This window comes from Amycolatopsis sp. NPDC051106 (assembly GCF_040682775.1).
GTDB lineage: Bacteria > Actinomycetota > Actinomycetes > Mycobacteriales > Pseudonocardiaceae > Amycolatopsis.
This window is the reverse complement of record NZ_JBFBBQ010000008.1, coordinates 133,904-152,630: the sequence shown is the minus strand read 5'-3', so window position 1 is coordinate 152,630 and position 18,727 is coordinate 133,904. Positions and strand designations below refer to the sequence as shown.

The 18,727-nt window shown below is 72.1% G+C and carries 21 protein-coding genes; 11 read left to right on the top strand and 10 right to left on the bottom strand.

The window, feature by feature from the left end:
* From AB0M83_RS09625 to AB0M83_RS09610, 4 genes are read left to right on the top strand one after another with little or no spacing between them, the layout of a single operon-like run.
* The gene (locus AB0M83_RS09625) at positions 1–972 is read left to right on the top strand and encodes a BadF/BadG/BcrA/BcrD ATPase family protein (protein WP_364514958.1); all 972 of its coding nucleotides are present in this window, start codon (positions 1–3) and stop codon (positions 970–972) included.
* Positions 969–1,916, top strand: a complete 948-nt coding sequence (locus AB0M83_RS09620; RefSeq protein WP_364514955.1) for a DMT family transporter — start codon at positions 969–971, stop codon at positions 1,914–1,916. The genes AB0M83_RS09625 and AB0M83_RS09620 overlap by 4 nt, the downstream gene beginning before the upstream one ends.
* On the top strand, positions 1,913–2,905 hold the full coding sequence (locus AB0M83_RS09615; protein WP_364514952.1) for a hexose kinase: 993 nt from the start codon (positions 1,913–1,915) through the stop codon (positions 2,903–2,905). Before AB0M83_RS09620 ends, AB0M83_RS09615 begins: the two co-directional genes overlap by 4 nt.
* Complete coding sequence (locus AB0M83_RS09610) at positions 2,902–3,735, top strand: class II fructose-bisphosphate aldolase (protein ID WP_364514949.1); 834 nt, start codon at positions 2,902–2,904, stop codon at positions 3,733–3,735. Before AB0M83_RS09615 ends, AB0M83_RS09610 begins: the two co-directional genes overlap by 4 nt.
* 49 nt (positions 3,736–3,784) lie before the next feature.
* Here AB0M83_RS09610 and AB0M83_RS09605 read toward each other — a convergent pair whose 3' ends face one another.
* Together AB0M83_RS09605 and AB0M83_RS09600 are read right to left on the bottom strand one after the other, a co-directional pair.
* Positions 3,785–4,000 (bottom strand): hypothetical protein, encoded by a 216-nt coding sequence (locus AB0M83_RS09605; protein ID WP_364514947.1) that lies wholly within the window; start codon positions 3,998–4,000, stop codon positions 3,785–3,787.
* Positions 4,001–4,013: 13 nt separating this feature from the next.
* A complete protein-coding gene (locus tag AB0M83_RS09600; protein WP_364514945.1) occupies positions 4,014–5,060 on the bottom strand; it encodes a ferritin-like protein in 1,047 nt (348 codons plus the stop codon).
* Between the two features lie 156 nt (positions 5,061–5,216).
* Here AB0M83_RS09600 and AB0M83_RS09595 point away from each other — a divergent pair, with 156 nt between their 5' ends.
* From AB0M83_RS09595 to AB0M83_RS09585, 3 genes are read left to right on the top strand one after another with little or no spacing between them, the layout of a single operon-like run.
* Positions 5,217–5,975 carry an SDR family oxidoreductase gene (locus AB0M83_RS09595; protein WP_364514942.1) on the top strand — a complete coding sequence of 253 codons (759 nt, stop codon included), beginning with the start codon at positions 5,217–5,219 and terminating at the stop codon, positions 5,973–5,975.
* A gap of 23 nt (positions 5,976–5,998) precedes the next feature.
* Positions 5,999–6,892 carry an RNA polymerase sigma-70 factor gene (locus AB0M83_RS09590; protein ID WP_364514941.1) on the top strand — a complete coding sequence of 298 codons (894 nt, stop codon included), beginning with the start codon at positions 5,999–6,001 and terminating at the stop codon, positions 6,890–6,892.
* Positions 6,876–7,241, top strand: coding sequence for a hypothetical protein (locus tag AB0M83_RS09585; protein WP_364514939.1), 366 nt, complete (start codon positions 6,876–6,878; stop codon positions 7,239–7,241). The genes AB0M83_RS09590 and AB0M83_RS09585 overlap by 17 nt, the downstream gene beginning before the upstream one ends.
* A 40-nt stretch (positions 7,242–7,281) precedes the next feature.
* Here AB0M83_RS09585 and AB0M83_RS09580 read toward each other — a convergent pair whose 3' ends face one another.
* The gene (locus AB0M83_RS09580) at positions 7,282–7,650 is read right to left on the bottom strand and encodes a cupin domain-containing protein (RefSeq protein WP_364514936.1); all 369 of its coding nucleotides are present in this window, start codon (positions 7,648–7,650) and stop codon (positions 7,282–7,284) included.
* Positions 7,651–7,867: 217 nt separating this feature from the next.
* On the opposite strand from AB0M83_RS09580, the gene AB0M83_RS09575 reads away from it, so the two are divergent.
* Positions 7,868–8,374, top strand: a complete 507-nt coding sequence (locus tag AB0M83_RS09575) for a hypothetical protein (RefSeq protein ID WP_364514933.1) — start codon at positions 7,868–7,870, stop codon at positions 8,372–8,374.
* A 15-nt stretch (positions 8,375–8,389) separates the two neighbouring features.
* A complete protein-coding gene (locus AB0M83_RS09570; RefSeq protein WP_364514930.1) occupies positions 8,390–9,160 on the top strand; it encodes a hypothetical protein in 771 nt (256 codons plus the stop codon).
* Here AB0M83_RS09570 and AB0M83_RS09565 read toward each other — a convergent pair.
* Positions 9,126–9,605, bottom strand: coding sequence for a MarR family winged helix-turn-helix transcriptional regulator (locus AB0M83_RS09565; RefSeq protein ID WP_364514927.1), 480 nt, complete (start codon positions 9,603–9,605; stop codon positions 9,126–9,128). The two genes, AB0M83_RS09570 and AB0M83_RS09565, sit on opposite strands and share 35 nt — an antisense overlap.
* A gap of 85 nt (positions 9,606–9,690) precedes the next feature.
* Between AB0M83_RS09565 and AB0M83_RS09560 the strand changes: the two genes are divergently transcribed.
* Positions 9,691–10,815, top strand: coding sequence for an FAD-dependent oxidoreductase (locus AB0M83_RS09560; protein ID WP_364514924.1), 1,125 nt, complete (start codon positions 9,691–9,693; stop codon positions 10,813–10,815).
* Here the strand turns inward: AB0M83_RS09560 and AB0M83_RS09555 are convergent, their stop codons facing one another.
* The 4 genes from AB0M83_RS09555 to AB0M83_RS09540 all read right to left on the bottom strand — a co-directional run bounded on the left by AB0M83_RS09555 (position 10,816) and on the right by AB0M83_RS09540 (position 15,488).
* A complete protein-coding gene (locus AB0M83_RS09555) occupies positions 10,816–11,481 on the bottom strand; it encodes a response regulator transcription factor (protein ID WP_364514922.1) in 666 nt (221 codons plus the stop codon).
* Complete coding sequence (locus AB0M83_RS09550) at positions 11,474–12,727, bottom strand: histidine kinase (RefSeq protein WP_364514919.1); 1,254 nt, start codon at positions 12,725–12,727, stop codon at positions 11,474–11,476. The genes AB0M83_RS09555 and AB0M83_RS09550 overlap by 8 nt, the downstream gene beginning before the upstream one ends.
* Positions 12,728–12,792: 65 nt before the next feature.
* On the bottom strand, positions 12,793–14,094 hold the full coding sequence (locus AB0M83_RS09545; protein WP_364514917.1) for a serine hydrolase domain-containing protein: 1,302 nt from the start codon (positions 14,092–14,094) through the stop codon (positions 12,793–12,795).
* Positions 14,095–14,324: 230 nt separating this feature from the next.
* Entirely contained in the window at positions 14,325–15,488 is a 1,164-nt protein-coding gene (locus AB0M83_RS09540) for an acyl-CoA dehydrogenase family protein (RefSeq protein ID WP_364514914.1), read from the bottom strand.
* A gap of 183 nt (positions 15,489–15,671) precedes the next feature.
* Between AB0M83_RS09540 and AB0M83_RS09535 the strand changes: the two genes are divergently transcribed.
* Complete coding sequence (locus AB0M83_RS09535; RefSeq protein WP_364514911.1) at positions 15,672–16,883, top strand: oxygenase MpaB family protein; 1,212 nt, start codon at positions 15,672–15,674, stop codon at positions 16,881–16,883.
* 35 nt (positions 16,884–16,918) lie between these two features.
* Here the strand turns inward: AB0M83_RS09535 and AB0M83_RS09530 are convergent, their stop codons facing one another.
* Together AB0M83_RS09530 and AB0M83_RS09525 are read right to left on the bottom strand one after the other, a co-directional pair.
* On the bottom strand, positions 16,919–18,088 hold the full coding sequence (locus AB0M83_RS09530) for a TetR/AcrR family transcriptional regulator (protein WP_364514908.1): 1,170 nt from the start codon (positions 18,086–18,088) through the stop codon (positions 16,919–16,921).
* 333 nt (positions 18,089–18,421) lie between these two features.
* Positions 18,422–18,715: a DUF1330 domain-containing protein gene (locus AB0M83_RS09525; protein ID WP_364514905.1), complete on the bottom strand. Its 294-nt coding sequence runs from the start codon at positions 18,713–18,715 to the stop codon at positions 18,422–18,424.
* Positions 18,716–18,727: the final 12 nt, after the last annotated feature.

Below are 18,727 nucleotides of genomic sequence, written 5' to 3'. Positions count from 1 at the left end.
ATGTTCCTCGGTGTGGACGGCGGCGGGACGAAGACCGCCTTTTGCCTGATCGACGCGGGGGGACGCATCGTCGCGGAAGCGCGCACGGCCGGCCTCTACTACCTGCAGCAGGGCATCGACATCGTCGAGCCGTTGCTGCGCCAGGGAATCGGCGAAGTCTGCGCCACCGCGGGCATCGACGTCGCCGCACTCTCCTACGCCTTCTTCGGCATTCCTTGCTACGGCGAGGTTTCCGCCGACGTCCCCGTGCTCGACGCGCTCCCCCGCCGCATCCTGGGCGACGTCGGTTACGCGTGCGGCAACGACATGATCTGCGGCTGGGCGGCCTCCCTCGGTGGCGCGGACGGGATCAACGTCGTCGCGGGGACCGGGTCCATCGCCTACGGGGAACACCGGGGCCGGCAGTGGCGGGCCGGCGGCTGGAGCGAGCTGTTCGGCGACGAAGGGTCCGGCTACTGGGTGGCGGTCCAGGGTCTCGGCGCGTTCTCCCGGATGAGCGACGGGCGCCAGCCGCCGAGCGCGCTGGCCGAAGAGATGCGCCGGGCGCTCGGCCTGACCACCGACCTCGACGCCATCGACATCGTCATGAATCGGTGGCACGGGGACCGCGGGAGGATCGCGGACCTCAGCAAGGTCGTCACGCGCGCCGCGGAAGCGGGTGACCCCACCGCGGCCGTCATCCTCGGGCGCGCCGGGCGGGAGCTCGCCCTCCACGTCGAAGCCGGTGCCGCCGCGCTGGGGTTCGAACCGGACCGGACCGTGCCGGTCTCCTACTCCGGCGGCATGTTCGGCTCGGCCCACCTCCTGGGTTCCTTCCGCGAAGCGCTCGAGCACGGCAGCCACGGCTACGAACTGCGAGAGCCCCTGCTGCCTCCGCACGTCGGCGCGGCCGTCTACGCCGCCCGGCTGGCGGGCCACTCCATCCCGCTCGACCGGATTTCCGCCGTCCCCACCTTGGAGGGGTTGTCATGACCGCATCGACGCGCCGCGCCGCCTGGATTCCCTACGCCGGCTTGCTGGTCCTGTTCTGGGGTGTCTGGGGCGCGTTCTCCAGCCTGCCCACCTCCCGCTACGGCTACCCCGACCCGATGGTCTACGTCATCTGGTCGATCACCATGCTCATCCCCGCGTACTTCTCCCTGCGCGGGCAGAAGATCGACCGCCGCCCGATCGCCGCGGTCTACGGCCTGCTGATCGGCCTGACCGGCGCCGGCGGGCAGCTGGTGCTGTTCAAGGCGCTCACCATCGGGCCGGCCTACATCATCTTCCCGATCGTGGCGCTCTCCCCGGCGATCACCGTCTTGATGGCCTTCGCGGCCCTGCGCGAACGGCTCACCGCACTCAGCTGGATCGGCGTCGCCCTCGCCCTGGTCGCCATCGTCCTGTTCTCGGTGTCTTCGGGCGACTCGCAAGAGGCCGGCGGAACCTACCTGTGGCTCGCGATCGGAGTCTGCGTCGCCTGGGGCGTCCAGGCGTACTTCATGCGCAAGGCCGCCGTCGTCGGGGTCAACGACGCGACGACCTTCGGCTGGATGACCGTCAGCGGGCTCCTGCTGATCCCGGTCGCGATCATCATGATGGGCGGTCTTCCCCTGTCGTTCCCGTGGCAGGCTCCCGCCCTGACCGCGATCACGCAGCTGCTCAACGCCGTGGGCGCGCTGTTCCTCGTGATGGCCATGAGCCGGGGCAAGGCCACGATCGTCGCGCCGATCACCAATGCGCTGGCGCCCGTGCTGACCATCGTGCTCTCGCTGATCATCTTCCGGACCCTGCCGACCGGTTTCCAGGTCGCCGGCATCGTGCTCGCCCTCGTGGGCTCGTCGCTCATGGTCTACAGCACGGAGAAGAGCGGCGAAGAGCCGGCCGCGCAGCTGCCCGGAGCCACGCCGGCCGATCGGCGGGAAGCCGCGTCGTGAGCACGCGGATCCGGATCGCCGACAAGATGTCCCCCGGGCACCGGAAGATCCTCACCGTCACCCTCAACCCCGCGATCGACGTCACCTACCGGGTCGCCGGGCTGGCGGTCGGCGAGACCGTCCGCGTGGCGAACGTGCGCAGCCGCGCCGGCGGCAAGGGCGTGAACGTCGCCGCGGTGGCCCGGCACCTGGGCAGCGACAGCCTCGTGCTGGCGTTGACCGGACGGACCGAGCCGGACGAGTTCCGGGCCGGTCTCGACCGGCTCGGCCTCCCCCACCACCTGGTCCCGGCGCTGGACGCGGTCCGCCGGACCGTGGCGGTGGTGGAGGACGACGGCGTCACGACGAGCTTGCAGGAGCGCGGTCCGGCCGTGGCGGCCGGAATCCGGGACGAGGTCATGGCGGCCTTCCGCGCCGAGCTGGTGGCCGGCGTGGGCGCGGTGGTCGTCGCCGGGAGCGTGCCGCCCGGGCTCGGCGACGAGACACCCGCCCGGCTGGCGGTGCTCTGCGCCGAGGCCGGGATCCCGGTGGTGGCCGACGTCTCCGGCGCCGCCCTGCGCGCCGTGGCGAAGACCCCGAGTGTGCTCGTACCCAATCTCGAAGAGCTGTCCGAGCTGGCCGGAAAGCGCCTTCACGATCCCGGCGAGGTCGTCGCGGCCGGCCGGCAGCTGGTCCGGGACGGCGCCGCCGCCGTGGTCGCCACGCTCGGCGAAGAGGGCGTGATCGCGGTGACCGCCGGCCACGAGTTCGGCGTCCGGCCGGTCGAGCGGGTCATCGGCAACCCCACCGGGGCCGGCGACGCGGCCGCCGCCGCGCTCGCCCGCCACCTCGCGGCCGCCGGTGCCGTGTCCGAAGTGGACTGGCCGGCCGCGCTGGCCGACGTCGTCGCGACGTCGGCCGCCGCTGTCCTGCGCCCCGTCGCGGGCGAAGTCGATCTCGAGGCACGAGCCGGCTGGCTCGGTGCCCTCGCCGTGAAGGAGACCGCGTGAACACCGACGCCGAGACCATCTTCGCCGGCCTGCGAGAGAAGGGCGGGGCGGTCGGGGCGTTCAACGCGATCCTCCTGGAGCACGCGGAGGCCATCGTGGCGGGCGCCGAGCAGGCCGGTCTCCCCGTCATCCTGCAGATCTCCCAGAACGCCGTCCGGTACCACGGCTCCCTCGACCCGTTCGCCACGGCGTGCCTCAGCATGGCCGGCGCCGCCGCGGTGCCGGTGCTGGTCCACCTCGACCACATCGAGGACGAAGCCCTGGTCGACCAGGGTCTCGCGCTGGGCATCCGGTCGATCATGTTCGACGCGGCGAGCTCGGCCTACGCGGAGAACGTGACGCGGACCCGGGCGGTCACCGAGCGGTGCCACGCCGCGGGCTGCTGGGTGGAGGCCGAGCTCGGCGAGATCGGCGGCAAGGACGGCGCGCACGCACCGGGCGTCCGGACCGCGCCGGCCGAAGCGGCGGCGTTCGTCGCCGCGACCGGCGTCGACTCGCTCGCGGTGGCCGTCGGGTCGTCGCACGCGATGGCCGGCCGCGACGCGGTACTGGACGACGAGCTCATCAGCCGCCTCGCCGCCGCCGTGCCCGTGCCGCTGGTCCTGCACGGCTCGTCCGGAGTACCCGACGACGGCGTCCGGCGGGCGGTCGAGCGCGGCATCCGCAAGGTCAACGTCGGCACCCGCCTCAACCAGGTCCTGACCGGCGCGGTCCGCGCGACGCTCGCAGAGGGGGAGAGCCTGACCGACCCCCGCCGCTACCTCTCCCCCGGCCGCGACCGGATGCGCGACGAGGTAGCGCGGCTTTTGGGGCTCCTGGCGGGTGTCTGAACTCCGTTCCAGGGCAGCGGGTCCTGAGCGAGTCGGTGTGCTCGCGGAGCTACCGGTTCCCCCTTTCCGTCTCCTCGACCGCTTCGACCGCGTCGAGCAGACCCCGGAGGTTGACCTCGTAGATCTGGGCTTCGGCGGGGTCGAACCGCCATTCCGAAACCGCCGTGCGGGCGGCGTCCTCGGGATGGCTCGACTCGGCGATGTCCAGCTCCGCCGCCACCTCTGCCTCGAGCCCGGGCAGGAACTCGTCGTCCGGCTTGTTCATCGTTCTCCCCGCCTCAGTTGCGACGCTCGGGTGGCACGCACTCGAAGGTCGGACCCGCGGTCGTCGTCCCGTCGCCGGTCGGCATCTTCATCAACGCCATCGCCTGGTTGCGCAACCCGAACATCGTGCCGAGGGCGTCCTGCAGCTGGCCCGGATCGCCGTTGAAGGCCTCTTCCAGCTGGTAGAGCAGCAGGCTGTACGTCTGGTTGAACTCCTCCTGGGCGACGCGGACGGGGCTGCCTTCCGGGTGGTCGGCGGTCCTCGGGTCGGGCCGCATCGGCAGCACGCCGGTGAAGTCGACCGCGATCTCCTCGCCGGTCGGCCCGGAGCTCGGGGTGTCGCCGGTCCGGTAGCGGCGGCCGAGCCGCAGCTCCTGGAACCGGTAGTAGTGCGCGACCTCTTCCCGCTCGGGGTGGAAGACGTCGCGATCGCCGTCCCACACGTCGGTGCGCGCGGCGCCCTCGCCCTGTTCGACGACCTCGTCCAGCGCGGCCAGTGCCGACTTCAGGTCGTGGACCGGCAGCACCTCGCCGCCCCCGCCCCGAAGGTGCAGCTCGCCGATCTGCCGGGCCGGGTCGCCGCTGAACACCCGCTCCTCGCCCAGCTCGTCGCACAGGGTGCGCAAGCCGGCCTCGATGGCGGCGTAGAACTGGCCGATCGTGCGGTACTCGTCGGTCTGCGGCGGCGCGTCCGCCGACGCGGGCTGCTCGATGCGCAGGAACAGCTCGAGGGCTTCGGGGCCGAACGGCACCAGGTGGACGTGCACGGACCGGTCGCCGTGCGGCAGCGGGTGCGGGTACGGCGGCAGCAGCTCCGGCGTGTCGAGCTTGGGCGAGCCGCCGACGGCGTTGAGCAGGTTCGCGGCCAGCGCGAGGTGGATCATCTCCTCGGCGAGGACCGTGCCCACGACCTGGGCGGCTTCGGGGTTGCGGGCCGGGTCGAGGGAGTACAGCGCGCACAGGTACGGGGGAATCGTCGCGTGCTCGAGCTCGATCGCCCACTGCAGGTGGCGACGGAGATCGTCGATCGTGTCGATGGCGTGGGCGCCACTGGTGTCCATGCGTTTCCTCGGTTCGTCGGATCGAGTGTCGTCACCCAGGACCGGACGCCACCGCGGTTTGTGACATCGGGCTTGTCACAAACCGGCGGGCTGTCCTGTCTTGACTGGCGAACGACGTTCCCGGAGCGGCCGGGACGCGGGAGGAGAAGGCACCTCATGAAGATCGTCGTGATCGGTGGCAGCGGGCTGATCGGCTCGAAACTCGTCCGGAACCTGGCCGGGCACGGCCACGAAGCGATCCCCGCCTCACCCGACACGGGCGTGAACACCCTGACCGGCGAAGGGCTGGCCGAGGTCCTGGACGGCGCCGAGGTCCTCGTCGACGTTTCGAACTCACCCTCGTTCGCCGACGACGCCGTGCTGGACTTCTTCCGCACCTCCACCGGAAACCTCCTCGCCGCCGGGAAGGAGGCGGGGGTGGGGCACCACGTGGCGTTGTCGGTCGTCGGCACCGAGCGGCTCACCGAGAGCGGTTACTTCCGCGCGAAGATCGCGCAGGAAAAGCTCATCAGGGAGTCCGGACGGCCCTGCTCGATCGTGCACGCCACGCAGTTCTTCGAGTTCGTGGGCAGCATCGCCCAGGCGGCGACCGAGGGGAACACCGTGCGCCTGCCGGACGCCCGCATCCAGCCCATGGCCGCCGAAGACGTGGCCGCCGCGGTCGGCCGGGCCGCGGTCGGCACACCGCTGAACGGCACCGTCGAGGTGGCCGGTCCCGAGCAGTTCGGGTTCGACGAGCTGATCCGCACCGGGCTGGCCTTCCGCGGTGACCCCCGCGAGGTCGTCACCGACCCGGACGCGCGCTACTTCGGTGCCCTGCTGGACAAGGACATGCTCCTGCCCGGTCCGGACGCGCGGCTGTCCGCCACCCGGTTCGCCGACTGGCTCCCGCTGAACCCGCCGCCGGCGAAGTGACGCCCGAGGTGGCGGAATCCGGGGTGAGTGCCGATCTCGAGGCCGCCACGGCGGCGTTCACGCGGGTGCGGCCGCGCCTGTTCGGGATCGCCTACCGCATGCTCAGCAGCGTCACCGAGGCCGAGGACCTCCTGCAGGACGTCTGGCTGCGGTGGCAGGCGTACGACCGGTCCACAGTGGACAACCCGGAGGCCTTCCTGGCGACCACGACCACCCGGCTGGCCATCAACGTCCTCCAATCGGCGCGCAAGCGGCGGGAGACCTACATCGGGCCGTGGCTGCCCGAACCGGTCGACACCGGCGCGGACCCGTACCTGGGCGCCGAGCGCGGTGAAGCGCTGGAGTTCGCGGCCCTGCTGCTGATGGAGAAGCTCACCCCCGGCGAACGCGCGGCCTACGTGCTGCGGGAAGCCTTCGACTACTCCTACGCACAGATCGCCGAGATCCTGTCTTCGAGCGAACCCGCGGTGCGTCAGCTGGTCAGCCGGGCCCGCAAGCACATCGCGAGCGAACGGCGCGCACCGGTGACCGCGGCCGAGCAGCGGGAGCTGCTGACCGCGTTCCTCGCCGCCGCCCGGTCGGGCGACCTGACCGCGTTGGAACGGCTCTTCACGCCGGACGTGACCAGCCTGTCCGACGGCAACGGCCGGAAGGGGGTCGCCCGCACGCCGGTCGTCGGCGCGGCGCGGGTGGCGAAGTTCCTGAAAGCGATCTCCACCTGGTTCTGGGACGGCGTCGACGTGCGGTGGGCGATCACGAACGGGCAGACGTCCGCGGTGCTGCGCCGGGACGGTGCCCGGTACGGCCTGCTCACGGTCGGCGCCACCACCGAAGGCATCGATCAGGTCCTGTGGCTGGTCAACCCCGGGAAGAACCAGGCGGTGTCCGTGGGGACCGAACGTGCTCGACCGGCATGACCGGGTCGTCCGCAGGTTCGCCGAGGCCTGCCGGCGCGGAGACGTCACCGCACTCGCGGCCGTCCTGGACGCCGAGGCCGTCGCCACGGGTGACGGCGGCGGGCTGGTGCCCGGCCCGGACGGGCCCGCGCACGGTGCGGCGGACGTCGCCCGGATGGTCGTGACGTGGCTGTGCGGCCGAGCGGGTACCGAGCTGACCGTCGAGTCCGTGAACGGCCGCGCCGGACTCGCCCTGCGCCGCGGGTCCCGCGCCGTCGCGGTGGTCGGTGCCGAGACGGCCGGGGCCAAGGTCACCGCGCTCTGGATCGTGCTCAACCCGGCCAAGCTGGGCGGCTGGCACCGCGGTTGACCGGGCCCGCACCGCGCCGGCCGTGCGGGCCCGGTCTCTGTCATTTCCTCGACCAGCCCTTCGCCCGGAGCTCGTCCTCGGCCACGAGGTCGACCATCGGCTTGCCCGGTTCGCAGAGCATGGTGACGGTGAACCGCACCGGGACGTCGTCGCGGTTGTTGCCGTCCTGGTAGTGGATGACGTCGCCGCCCGGCTCCCAGAACGCCTCCCCGGCACGCACCACGCGCGGCGGCTCGCCTTCGAGCTCGAACACCATCTCGCCCTCCAGCACGTAGCCGAAAGCCGGTCCGGGGTGGCGGTGCGGCGGGGTGCCGGGGTCGCCCGGCGGGTACTCGATGACGATGGTCATCGCGTGCGCCCCCTCCGGGATGAAGGGCGGTTTCGCTTCCTGGAGCACGGTCAACGACATGGAAGAACCTCCTCGACGAACGGGTACGCCCGCTAGGACCGGACAGCCGGGCGATTTGTGACTCGCGGGGCTGTCACACACCGCGGGACCGGCTTGTCTTCACTGGCGCCGGGATCGCGAGGATGCCCGGCGGACAGGAGGTTTTGCCGTGACGAGCGTGGTGGCAACCGCTGAGGCGGGGCACCCTTCCCCTACCGCGCCGGGCCGGTACGGGCGCATGTTCCCCGGCCTCGCCCCACTGGTCACCGACCCGGGACTGCCGGCGGACGTGGGCGGCCACGGCGGGATCTGCGACGCGGCGGCACTCGGGCCGGGCGACGACGCGACCGGGTCCGCCGGGTGGCCGTTCTTCGGGCAGCTGATCGCCCACGACATCACCGCGGACCGCTCATCCATCACCAGCGGCTTGCGCCCGGGAGCGCTTCGCAACGCCCGAGAGCCGAAGCTCGACCTGGAGATGCTCTACTCCGATGGTCCGGTCGGTTCGCCGTTCCTCTACGACAGCGGGGATCCGGCGAAGTTCCTGCTCGGCCGCCCCGACGGTGGCGACGTGCCGCGGAACCGGCAGGGCGTGGCGCTGATCGGCGACCCGCGCAACGACTCGCACCTGTTCGCGCTGACCCTGCACGCCGCGATGCTGCGGGCGCACAACCGCATCGTGGATCTGCTGCGGGACGACGGCGTGACCGAGGTTTTCGACCAGGCGCGGCGGGCGCTCACCTGACACCACCAGTGGATCGTGGTCCACGACTTCCTGCCGAGGCTCGTCGGGCCGCCCCTGGTCGAGCAGGTGCTCGCGACGGGCGGCCGGTGGTACGCGCCGCCGCCGGGGCAGGCCCGCATCCCGCTGGAGTTCTCCCACGCGGCCTTCCGCTACGGCCACAGCCAGATCCGCCACACCTACCGGCTCGTCCGCGGCGGCCCCGAACTGCCGCTCTTCCCCGACCTCGTCGGGTTCCGGCCGGTGCCCGCCGGCCGGCGCGTCGATCTCGCGCTGCTCTTCGACCTGCCCGGCCACCCGCCGGCGCAACGGGCGAAACGCATCGACGGCCGGCTCCCCTCGAGCCTCATCGCCCTGCCCGAGCAGATCACCGGAGCCGTCGACCTGCCCGCCCACCGTTCACTCGCGGTCCGCGACCTCCTCCGCGGCGAGCTCACCGGCCTGCCCAGCGGCGAGACCGTCGCCCGCCACCTCGGCGTGCCCCCGTTGCCCACGCACTTCCGGCCGCACGGCACTCCATTGTGGAGCTACATCCTCGCCGAAGCCCGGCACTACGGGGACGGCGACCGCCTCGGCCCGGTCGGCGGCCGCATCGTCGCGGAAGTCCTGATCGGACTGCTGCGCGCCGACCCGGCTGAGCCAGGAACCGGGCTGGCGGCCGACCCTGCCCGCCGCGGGACCGGTCTTCGGGCTGGCCGACCTGCTCTCCCTGGACCGCCACCGCGACTGAAGGCAGCGCGGGAGACGCGGATTCTCAGGATTCGCCGGGCTCGGACGAGGCCGCCGTGAGGTGCTCGATCAGGCCGGTGCTCCAAGCTCCGATCGCCGCGGCCTGCTCGGGGGTGAGCCGATCGAAGGCGAGGCGGCGGATCGTGCGTGCGTGCCCGCGGATCGCGCGCTCGACCGCCTCCTCGCCCGACGGCGTCAGCGCGATGCCGGTCCGGCGGCCGGCCGCGCCCGCTTCGCTTCGCTCGAGCAGCCCGCGGCGCTCCATCCGCGTCAGCTGGTGCGCGACGCGGCTCTTCTCCCAGCCGAGCGAGCCGGCCAGCTCGGTGACCCGCATCCGTCGATCGGGAACTCCTTGCAGGGTCACGAGAATGCTGAACTCGGCCTTGGAGATACCGAAGTCGCGCTGCAAGACCCGGTCGACCTCGCCGGCCAGCAGGCGCTGGGCCCGCATCCACGCGTCCCAGAACGCCCATTCCTCCGGAGACAAGGACGCGGCATCGGCCATGCGGGCATCCTACCAACCGAGTTGACACGGCAACTCTTCTGCTAGAGTTGTCACGTCAACTCTAGTTCGGTGGAAGGTGCAGCACATGAGCTCAGCAGTCGTGGTCGTCGGAGGTGGCTATGCCGGCACCCTCGTCGCGCAGTCCTTGGACGGCGACGCGAAGGTCACCCTGATCGATCCCCGGGACGCGTTCGTCAACTTTTCGGGTTCGCTGCGGGCGTTGGCGCGTCCCGGCTGGGCGCACAACCCGTTCTTCGCCTACCGGACCCTGCTCGAACACGGCGACGTGCTCCGGGACACCGTGACGTCGGCCGACGCGACCGGCGTCACCCTGGCCGCCGGCGGCCGCGTTGCCGCCGACTACCTCGTCCTGGCCACCGGGTCGAGCCACTCCTACCCGGCGCACCCCCGGCACGCCACCACCAGTGCGGCCCAGGCCGTGGCGGATCTGCACGCCACGAACGACCAGCTCGCGCGCGCCGGACGGGTGCTGATCCTGGGGGCGGGCCCGGTCGGGCTCGAGCTGGCGGGCGAGATCCGCGAAGTGTGGCCGGACAAGCACATCGCCATCGTCGATCCGTCGGCCGACCTTCTGCCCGGCTTCCACCCCGAGGTGCGCGACGATCTCCGGCGCCAGCTCGAGGAGCTGAAGGTGGAGCTGCGTCTCGGCACGTCCCTGACCACCCCGCCGCCCGTCGAGCCCGCGACGGAGACGACCTTCACGGTGCGGACGGCCACCGGGGAGCCGATCACCGCCGACATCTGGTTCCGCAGCTTCGGCTCACGGGTCAACACGGGCTACCTGGAGGACGGCGCCCTCGTCGGGCTCACCGAGCGTCGCACGGTTCCGGTCGACGGCCACCTGAACGTGGCCGGCTACCGGACCGTCTACGCGCTCGGCGACATCGCCGACCTGCCCGACGCCAAGATGGCCACCCACGCGCAGACGCAGGCGCCGGTCGTCGTCGAGAACATCCGGGCCCAGCTCCGGGGCGAGCAGCCCGCGGCCGTGTACGAGCCGGGATCGGTTCCGCGGATCCTCCTGCCGTTGGGCACCCGCGCCGGCGTGGGCCAGCTCCCCGGCCCCGAAGGCAGCGCCATCGCGGCCCCGCTGGAAACCGTCATCCAGCGCAAGGGAGCCGACCTCTTCACGTCCCGGTTCGCGGAACGCTTCACCCCGGCCGCCTCCGTCTCGCGATCCGCACCCTGATCAGCTCAACGTCTCTCGGGCCAGCAACGCCGCCTGCGCGCGGCTCTGGCAGCCGGTCTTGGTGAGCATGCGGCTGACGTGCGTCTTCACCGTGTGCAGGCTGACCACGAGCCGGTCGGCGATCTCCGCGTTGCTCAGGCCTTCGCCCACCAGGCGCAGGACGTCGCGTTCTCGCGGGGTGAGGCCGGCCAGGCGGGCCAGCTCGGCGTGGTCCGGGGACCGCCGGGTGGTGAGGTGGCTCGCGATGATCCGCTGGGTGACCGCGGGGCTCAGCGTGCTGTGCCCGGCGGCCGCGGCGCGCACCGCGGCGGTCAGTTCCTCGTAGGAGCTGTTCTTCAGCAGGAAGCCCGTCGCGCCGGCGGCGAGCGCCTGGTCGACGTACTCGTCGACGTCGAACGTGGTCAGCATGAGCGCCCGGGTGCGGCCGGGTCCCAGCAACCGGCGCCGGCCCAGCTCGGCCAGGGCCCACAACCCGTCCCGGCGCGGCATCCGGATGTCCAGCAGCACGACGTCGGGTTTCCGCCGGCCGCACACCTCGACGGCTTCTTCCCCGTCGCCGGCCGTGCCGGTCACAGTGATCCCTTCCTGGCTGCCGAGGATCGCGGCCAGGCCATCGCGGATGATCCGCTCGTCGTCGACGACGAGCACGGTGATCGGCTCAGGCACCGGCGGCGTCCACTGGGTCCATTGTGTCCACCCTGTCCACTGTGGCCGGTGCCACCGCACCCGGCGGCAGCGTGGCCACCACCCGGAAGCCACCGTCGGCGGTGGGCCCGGTGCGCAGCTCGCCGCCCAGGACGTCCACGCGCTCGCGCATGCTGAGCAGCCCGAGCCCGGTGCCCCAGCTCGGCTCGCCGGGCTCGGCCGGTCGCGCGTTGACGATCTCGCAGCGCACCGACCCGGCGTCCTCGGCGATGGTGATGTGCACCGGCGCTCCCGGCGAGTGGCGGCGCGCGTTGGTGAGCGATTCCTGCACGATGCGGTAGACGGCGAGCTGCGCCGGACGCGCAAGTGCGGCCACGTCGGCCTCGATCCGCGCGTCGACGGGCGTGCCGGCGGCTCGGCTGCGCTCCAGCAGGCCGGGCAGCTCACCGGCGCCGGGCACCGGGTTCAGGGGCGCCGGGTCGTCGGGGTCCCGCAGGATCCGCAGCAGGTCGCGCAGTTCGCCGCCGGCCTGCCTGCCCGCGCCGGCGAGGCCGTCGGCCTGGACGCGGGCCCAGTCCGGCAGCTCGTCACGGCGAGCGCGCAGGGTCTCCGCCTGCACCACGAGCAGCGTCAGCGAATGCGCGACCACGTCGTGCATTTCGCCGGCGATCCGCACCCGTTCCCGTTGCGCGGCCTGGTGTTCACGCAACCGCTGCTCCCGCACGACGTCTTCGACGCGCCGCTCGGTGGCGGCGAGGTGCGCACGGTGGTTGCGCGCGGCGAAGCCGGTGGCCCAGGCCAGCGGCATCGGGGCGAGGATGGCTACCACGTCCGCGCCGCCGCGGAAGGCGCCGGCGGTGGTGGTCAGGTGGTTGATCCACACCCCGGCGGCGACCAGCGCGCTGCCGCCGAGCGCGGTCAGCGCCGCGCGCCGCCAGCTCTCGCAGAGGCTGCCGACGCCGTACAGCGCGACCGCGAGCGACAAGCAGACCAGCGGGGTCAGCTTCGTGCCCGCGGCCGCGCCCCCGGTGACCGCGGCCACCAGTGCGCCGGTGAGGACCAGGAACGCGGTCAGCGGCCACCGGCGCCGCACCAGCAGGGCCACCGCCGCCACCACCTCGAAGGCGGCCAGCAACCACCAGGCCCGCGCCGAGCCGTCTGCGCTGGGCTGCAGCAGCAACGGCGGGCACACGGTCAGGACGACGAGCCCGGCGTCGGCGGCACGGAGGCGCCACCCGGTACGCCGGTGGCTCGCGGCTTGCGTCATTCCGCCGACTGTAACGAGGTCCGGTCCGGGCATCGTCACTCCTTCGAACGAGATCGGCTGCCGGGTCAGCGGGAGCCGGCCGGGACGGGCTTGCCCAGCATCGTGCAGATCGCGGCGTCGACCACCTTCTGGTCCGCGGCGCCCGTCGCCGGGGCGTGCAGCCCGAACAGCGTCGTGGTCACCACACTGACCGCGCGCTCGCCGGTCGCGTCGGTGTAGTTCTGGCTGGAGTAGCCCGCCATCCCGCCCGTGTGTCCCCACACCGGTCCGCACGGGCTGCGGTACTCCTCGATGCCGAGCCCGTACCGCGAGCTGTTCGGGTCACCGGGGGTCTCGGCCACGGTCTTCTTCATCTCGGCCAGCTGCGCCGGGGGCAGCAGGGCACCGGAGGCCAGCGCCCGCAGGAACCGCTGTTCGTCGGCCGGGGTCGACACGACGGCCGCGGCGGCCCAGCTCCAGGCCGGGTTGACCGAAGTCACCAGCACGTGCTCGCCCCGGGCCGGGCCGGCGAACGAGGTGCCTTCGGGGGCGCCCGGCGGCAGCAGCGGCGCGAGGTGCTCGGCGTCCGGCTCGTAGGCGGCGGCCAGCTTCGCGCCGTCGCGCGACCGGCCGTCGGCGGCGAAGTAGGTGTCGTGCAGGCGCAGCGGCTCGATGATGCGCTGCTGCAGCAGGGTCGCCAAGTGTTGGTGGGTCGCCTTCTCCAGCACCAGGCCCAGCGCCACGTAGTTCGTGTTGCTGTAGCCGTACCGGGCGCCCGGCGCGGACGCCGGCGGGTACTGCGCCGCGACGGCCAGCAGCTCCCGCGGCGTCACCGGCGACGGATCCGCCCCGATCTCCCGGGCCAGGACGGTGGGGTCGTTGATGTAGTCGAACAGGCCGCTGGTGTGGTTCAGCAGCATCCGCAGCGTGATGCTCCGCCCGCCCGGCACCAGGCCCGGCAGCCACTTCTCCACCGGGTCCGACAGCGACAGCCGGTGCTCGGCGACCAGCTGCAGCACCAGCACCCCGACCATGGTCTTGGTGTTGGACCCCATCCGGAACTGGTCGTCGGCGGAGAGCCGGTGGTCGGCCCGGGTCCACGCGGCCTGCTTCGCGAGGGAAAGCGTCCGTCCGTCACCGGTTCGCACCCGCACCACCACACCCGGCACGCCCGCGTCGAGGTCCTGCTGCATCAGCGCGGCCAGCTGCCGCGTCGCCGGATCACCGCCGAACTCCTGCGGGCTGCTGTCGGCGGCGTTGACGATCCGCGGCGCGGCGTCACCGGGGGCCGCGCAGGCCGTCAGGGCGGCGGCGACGGTGAGCGTGGCCGCCACGGCCACGCCCGCCCGTCGGGTGGGCAGGTGCGGTCCGGCGAATCGGTGACCCATGGTGTCCTCCTGAGCTGGTTCCCGTTGCGGGGCAACGGCTGTACCAGACCCATTCAGTCAGGGACGCCGCCCGGGATCGTCACTCGTTGTCGCCCTGTTCGAGCGTCACCGGTCGCTCTCCCGGAGGAGGAGATCCGCCGGCGGGTCATCCCAAGGAGTGACGCAGCCGGGTCAGAGCTGGGAGTCGCCGCCGTCCACCGGGAACTCGGCACCGGTGGCCGAAGCGGACCTCACAGGCCCAGATCGCGGCCGACGATCTCCTTCATGATCTCCGTGGTGCCGCCGTAGATGGTGGAGATGCGCGAGTCGAGGTAGTCGTGCGCGATGCGGTATTCGAGCATGTAGCCGTAACCGCCGTGCAACTGCAGGCACCGCCCGACGATGTCGACGTACTGCTCCGTGGTCCAGAACTTCGCCGCCGCGGCGTCCACAGCGGACAGTTCGCCGCGGGAATGCCTGGTCAGCAGATCATCGATGTAGCTGCGGCTCACCCGCACGGCGGTGACCATTTCCGCCAGTTCGAAGCGCGTGTTCTGGAACGACCCGATCGGCTTGCCGAACGCCGTGCGCTGCTTGACGTAGTCCAGGGTGCGCTCCAGCACACCCTCCGAGGACGCCACGGCGTTGGCGGCGATCGAGATCCGCTCCTGGGGCAGGTTGCGCATCAGGCCGGGGAAGCCCGCCCCCTCCTCGCCGAGCAGGTTGGCGGCAGGGACCCGGACACCGTCGAAGAAGAGCTCGCTGGTGTCCTGGGCGTGCAGGCCGATCTTCTCGAGGTTGCGGCCGCGGGAGAACCCGGCGCGATCGGCCTCGATGACGAGCAGGCTGAGCCCGCCGTGGCGGTCCTGGCCGGTCCGGACCGCGGTGACGACGAGGTCGGCGTTCTGGCCGTTGGAGATGAAGACCTTGCTGCCGTCGACCACGTAGTCGTCCCCGTCGCGGACGGCGGTGGTGCTGATCCCCGCCAGGTCGCTCCCGGTTCCGGGCTCGGTCATCGCGATCGCGACGACGAGCTCTCCGGCGGCGATCCCGGGCAGCCAGCGGGCCTTCTGCTCGTCGTCGGTCAGATCGGTGAAGTAGGGCACGACGATGTCGTTGGACAGCGCCACGCACGCGAGCCCGTCCGACACCGGGTTGCGCGAGAACTCTTCACCGATCACGGCGTTGAAGCGGTAGTCGGTGATGCCGCCTCCGCCGTACTCCTCGGGGATGGAGAAGCCGAGGATGCCGGCGCGGGCGGCCTCCCGGAAGAGCTCGCGGTCGACTTTGCCCGCCGCCTTCCACCGCTCGGCGTGCGGCGCGGCGTGCTTGTCGACGAAGGCGCGGACCGTGTCCCGCAGGAGCTCGTGGTCCTCGTCGTAGAGCGGCCGCTTGGCCGGGAAGACAGTCGTCACACGAACTCCTCTGACGTTGCGAACCGGTTCAGGCCGGTCAGGGGCCTTGCTGAGGGACGCCCCACTTCGATATGTTAACGAGAAATCGCACGGCTAGACAAGCTCGGGCACGACGACGTGCCACCAAGTCCAGGCCAGACAGCAGAGATGCACGGTTACGCCTCCAAGGAAGCAGGTATGTAAATGAGCAATCTCAGCAGGCGGAGTGTCTTGTCCCTCGGCGCGGCCCTGGGGCTCGCCGGTGTGGCGAGCACGGCCGCCCCCGCGTGGGCCTGGTCATCCACCGGCTCGGTGGCCGGCACCGGCTCGGGAGCCGACCCGTGGCAGGTCTGGGACGACCCAGTCGACGGTCTGGTGGCATCGCTTCTCGACAACGGCCAGGTGCCGGCGGTCAACGCCGCGCTGGCGTCGTGGGCGAACAACAACGACCCGGTGCCCGGCAGCCTGCCGGCCGCGCTCGCCACCCACCTTCAGCAGGCCAAGAACCTGCCCGCCTGGGCCGACCGCGCCAAGCTCCGGCTCGCCGCCGACTTCAACCGGCGCAAGGACACCTACCTGTTCATGCTCTACGGCCTCGGCAGCGGCATCATGAGCACGGTGATCCCGCGGGAGGCCGCGTCGGTCTACTGGTCCGCGGGCGGCGCCAACATGAAGGACCGCGCGGCCAAGACGTTCACCTTCGGCTACGACCTGAGCGAACTGACCGCCTACGAGCCCACCGGCCAGTTCGTCGTCACCGCCAACAAGACGCGGCTGGTGCACGCCGCGGTGCGTCACCTGCTGCCGCAGTCGGCGCACTGGCAGGCCACCACGGACACGCAGATCCCGATCAGCAACGGCGACATCCTCGTCACCTTCCACAGCCTGGGCACCTTCGTGCACCGGAAGCTGCTCGAATGGAAGGTCCCGATGACGGCCGCGGAAGAGGAGGCCTTCCTGCACATGTGGCAGGTCGCCATCCACCTGCTCGGCGTGCGGGACGAGTTCATCCCCAAGACGTGGGCCGACGCGAACGCGCAGTCGGCGTACGCGCTCACGCCGATCCTCGCCCCGACGACCGAGGGCAAGGCACTGGCCAAGGACTTGCTCGGCCTGACCGCGCAGGTCGACCTCGGCGTCACCCGCGGATTCCTCAACGAGTTCGTGCGCTACGTGCTGAACGACAAGATCGGCGACTGGCTCTCCCTGCCCCGCGACTACGCGGCGGCCGCCCTGGTCCGCACCGGGTGGCCCACCTACATCGCGTTCCGCGAGGGGCTGCTGCCCGTGCTGCCCGTCGGGTTCTACATGTTCGACCAGTTCGTGCGCGCGCTGGCGATGCTGTTCCTCAACAACGGGACCTCACCGGCCAGCACCACCATCGTGATCCCGACCGGGAACCGGCCCGGCGCCTGACCCGGGCGTCCGACGGCGTGACGGCCCGCGAGCCGTCACGCCGGGAGACCCAGAGCAGCCACGACCAAAGCGGTGACGGCGCCGCGATGGTCCGGGCTGTCCTGCCACCGCAGTCTCCGGCCGGCCTCGACCACCACGCCGAACCCCGCGTGCACCAGGGTCCGGGTCTGGCGCGGGTCGAGGTCCGGACGAGCCAGCCGCAACTGCTGCTCCCAGATGGCGATGTGCTCGCGCTGAGCGACGGCCAACGGGCGCTGCAAGGCGGCCGGCAGGCCGGCGACCTCGGCGTCGGCGACGCTGGTGAGGGCGGTGTGCTCGAAGCTGTAGGCCACGTACGTCGCCGCCAGGGCGACCACGGCGTCGTGCGGGCCGGCCACCCCGTGCAGGTTCTGCTCCACCGCCTGGGACAGCAGCCCCGCCGCCTGCAGGCACGCCGCCGCCAGGATGTCGGCCTTGCCCGGGAAGTGGCGGTAGATCGTCGACGGGACCAGCCCCGCGGCCTCGGCGATCCGGCCGTTGGTGACATTGGCGAAGCCGTCCCGTTCGAACAGCGGGATGGCGGCGGCGAGGATCTCCGCGCGCCGGGTGCGCGGCACGGGCAGGACGGGCAGCTCGACGGTTCGCGCGCTCCCGACGGGCGCCGCCGGGCTGGTCGCGACCACGCGCAAGGCCGACTCCAGCAGCAGGTCCTCGGCCCGGCGCGGGGCGATCGAAGTGCGGTGCATCGTGACCGACGCGATCGCCCCGAGGGCCGCCGCGGCCCGCAGGTGCTCGTCCGGCAGCGGGTGCTCGCGCCGCACGACCTCGGTCACCCGCTCGACGACGTGCGCGAACTTCCCCTTGAGGACCCGGCGGTCCGCCCGCTCGAGGTACCGCGCCTCCCACCGGTACAGCCCGCCCGAAGCGCGATGAGCGACGGTGACCCGGGTGACGGCGGCGAGCAGGTCCGCCAGGGCCGCCTCGGGTGGCACCTCGTCGACCGCGGCGACGAGCCGGTCGACCATGACGTTCGCGCACTCGGCGAACAGCGCGTACTTGTTCGGGAAGTGCCGGTACAGCGCCGCCGCGGTGATGCCCACGGTGGTGGCGATCTCCTCCATGGACGCGGCGTGGTAGCCGCGCTCGCTGAACACCCGGCCCGCCGCCTCGACGATGAGCTGTCGGCGGTTGCGCGGACGGGTGGCCGCGGGCGACCCGGCGGTCATCGGCGGACCCGGGTGAACGGACGCGGGAGCAGGGCCATGCGTGCCAGTCAATCACGAGCCGGACCGAGGGCCCGAGGTCACGCGGACGACAACGGCCAGGCGCCCACCTGACTTCCGCCTCGACGGCGCTCTGCCGCTGGAACCTAGTCGAACGTACCCCCCGCCGACCTCGAGGCCGACATCCATGCCGCGCCGCCGCCGGGAACCGTCGCCGGCCTGGACAGCACCGCCGATGCCACTGGCCTGACACTGTTCGCGACGGTGCGGCGCGCTGACGAGCCGGGGTGATCCCCGCAGTCGGCGTCGTGTTCGCCGCCGATGCAGCCTCGATCGTCAGTCGAGGCCTTCGATGATGCGGAAGTCGCGCTCGACGCCGTCGGCGAGTGCGGCCAGCGCCTCTTGGTAGGCCGCACTCTCGCGCGCCGCGACCGCCTGCTCGAAGCTGTCGAACTCGATCAGGATGGTGCGCTCGGCGATTCCGGCGTCGTGCGCGACGACCCGGCCGTCCCGGGCGAGCACCCGCCCGCCCGCGGCCTTGACGGCCGGAGCAGCCAGCTTGTTGTAGGCAGCCAGCTTCTCGCGGTCCGAAATGGTGCGGTAGACGCTGACCCAGTAGCCCTTGGGCATGGAACCTCCAGT

What these genes read in the sequence shown, in the direction of transcription:
- AB0M83_RS09605 (WP_364514947.1), bottom strand. Translation starts at nt 4,000, where the DNA reads ATGAACAAGCCGGACGACGAGTTCCTGCCCGGGCTCGAGGCAGAGGTG.
- AB0M83_RS09545 (WP_364514917.1), bottom strand. Translation starts at nt 14,094, where the DNA reads ATGGGTCACCGATTCGCCGGACCGCACCTGCCCACCCGACGGGCGGGC.
- AB0M83_RS09535 (WP_364514911.1), top strand. Translation starts at nt 15,672, where the DNA reads ATGAGCAATCTCAGCAGGCGGAGTGTCTTGTCCCTCGGCGCGGCCCTG.
- AB0M83_RS09595 (WP_364514942.1), top strand. Translation starts at nt 5,217, where the DNA reads ATGAAGATCGTCGTGATCGGTGGCAGCGGGCTGATCGGCTCGAAACTC.
- AB0M83_RS09560 (WP_364514924.1), top strand. Translation starts at nt 9,691, where the DNA reads ATGAGCTCAGCAGTCGTGGTCGTCGGAGGTGGCTATGCCGGCACCCTC.
- AB0M83_RS09550 (WP_364514919.1), bottom strand. Translation starts at nt 12,727, where the DNA reads ATGACGCAAGCCGCGAGCCACCGGCGTACCGGGTGGCGCCTCCGTGCC.
- AB0M83_RS09600 (WP_364514945.1), bottom strand. Translation starts at nt 5,060, where the DNA reads ATGGACACCAGTGGCGCCCACGCCATCGACACGATCGACGATCTCCGT.
- AB0M83_RS09580 (WP_364514936.1), bottom strand. Translation starts at nt 7,650, where the DNA reads ATGTCGTTGACCGTGCTCCAGGAAGCGAAACCGCCCTTCATCCCGGAG.
- AB0M83_RS09620 (WP_364514955.1), top strand. Translation starts at nt 969, where the DNA reads ATGACCGCATCGACGCGCCGCGCCGCCTGGATTCCCTACGCCGGCTTG.
- AB0M83_RS09530 (WP_364514908.1), bottom strand. Translation starts at nt 18,088, where the DNA reads ATGACCGCCGGGTCGCCCGCGGCCACCCGTCCGCGCAACCGCCGACAG.
- AB0M83_RS09575 (WP_364514933.1), top strand. Translation starts at nt 7,868, where the DNA reads ATGTTCCCCGGCCTCGCCCCACTGGTCACCGACCCGGGACTGCCGGCG.
- AB0M83_RS09565 (WP_364514927.1), bottom strand. Translation starts at nt 9,605, where the DNA reads ATGGCCGATGCCGCGTCCTTGTCTCCGGAGGAATGGGCGTTCTGGGAC.
- AB0M83_RS09625 (WP_364514958.1), top strand. Translation starts at nt 1, where the DNA reads ATGTTCCTCGGTGTGGACGGCGGCGGGACGAAGACCGCCTTTTGCCTG.
- AB0M83_RS09525 (WP_364514905.1), bottom strand. Translation starts at nt 18,715, where the DNA reads ATGCCCAAGGGCTACTGGGTCAGCGTCTACCGCACCATTTCGGACCGC.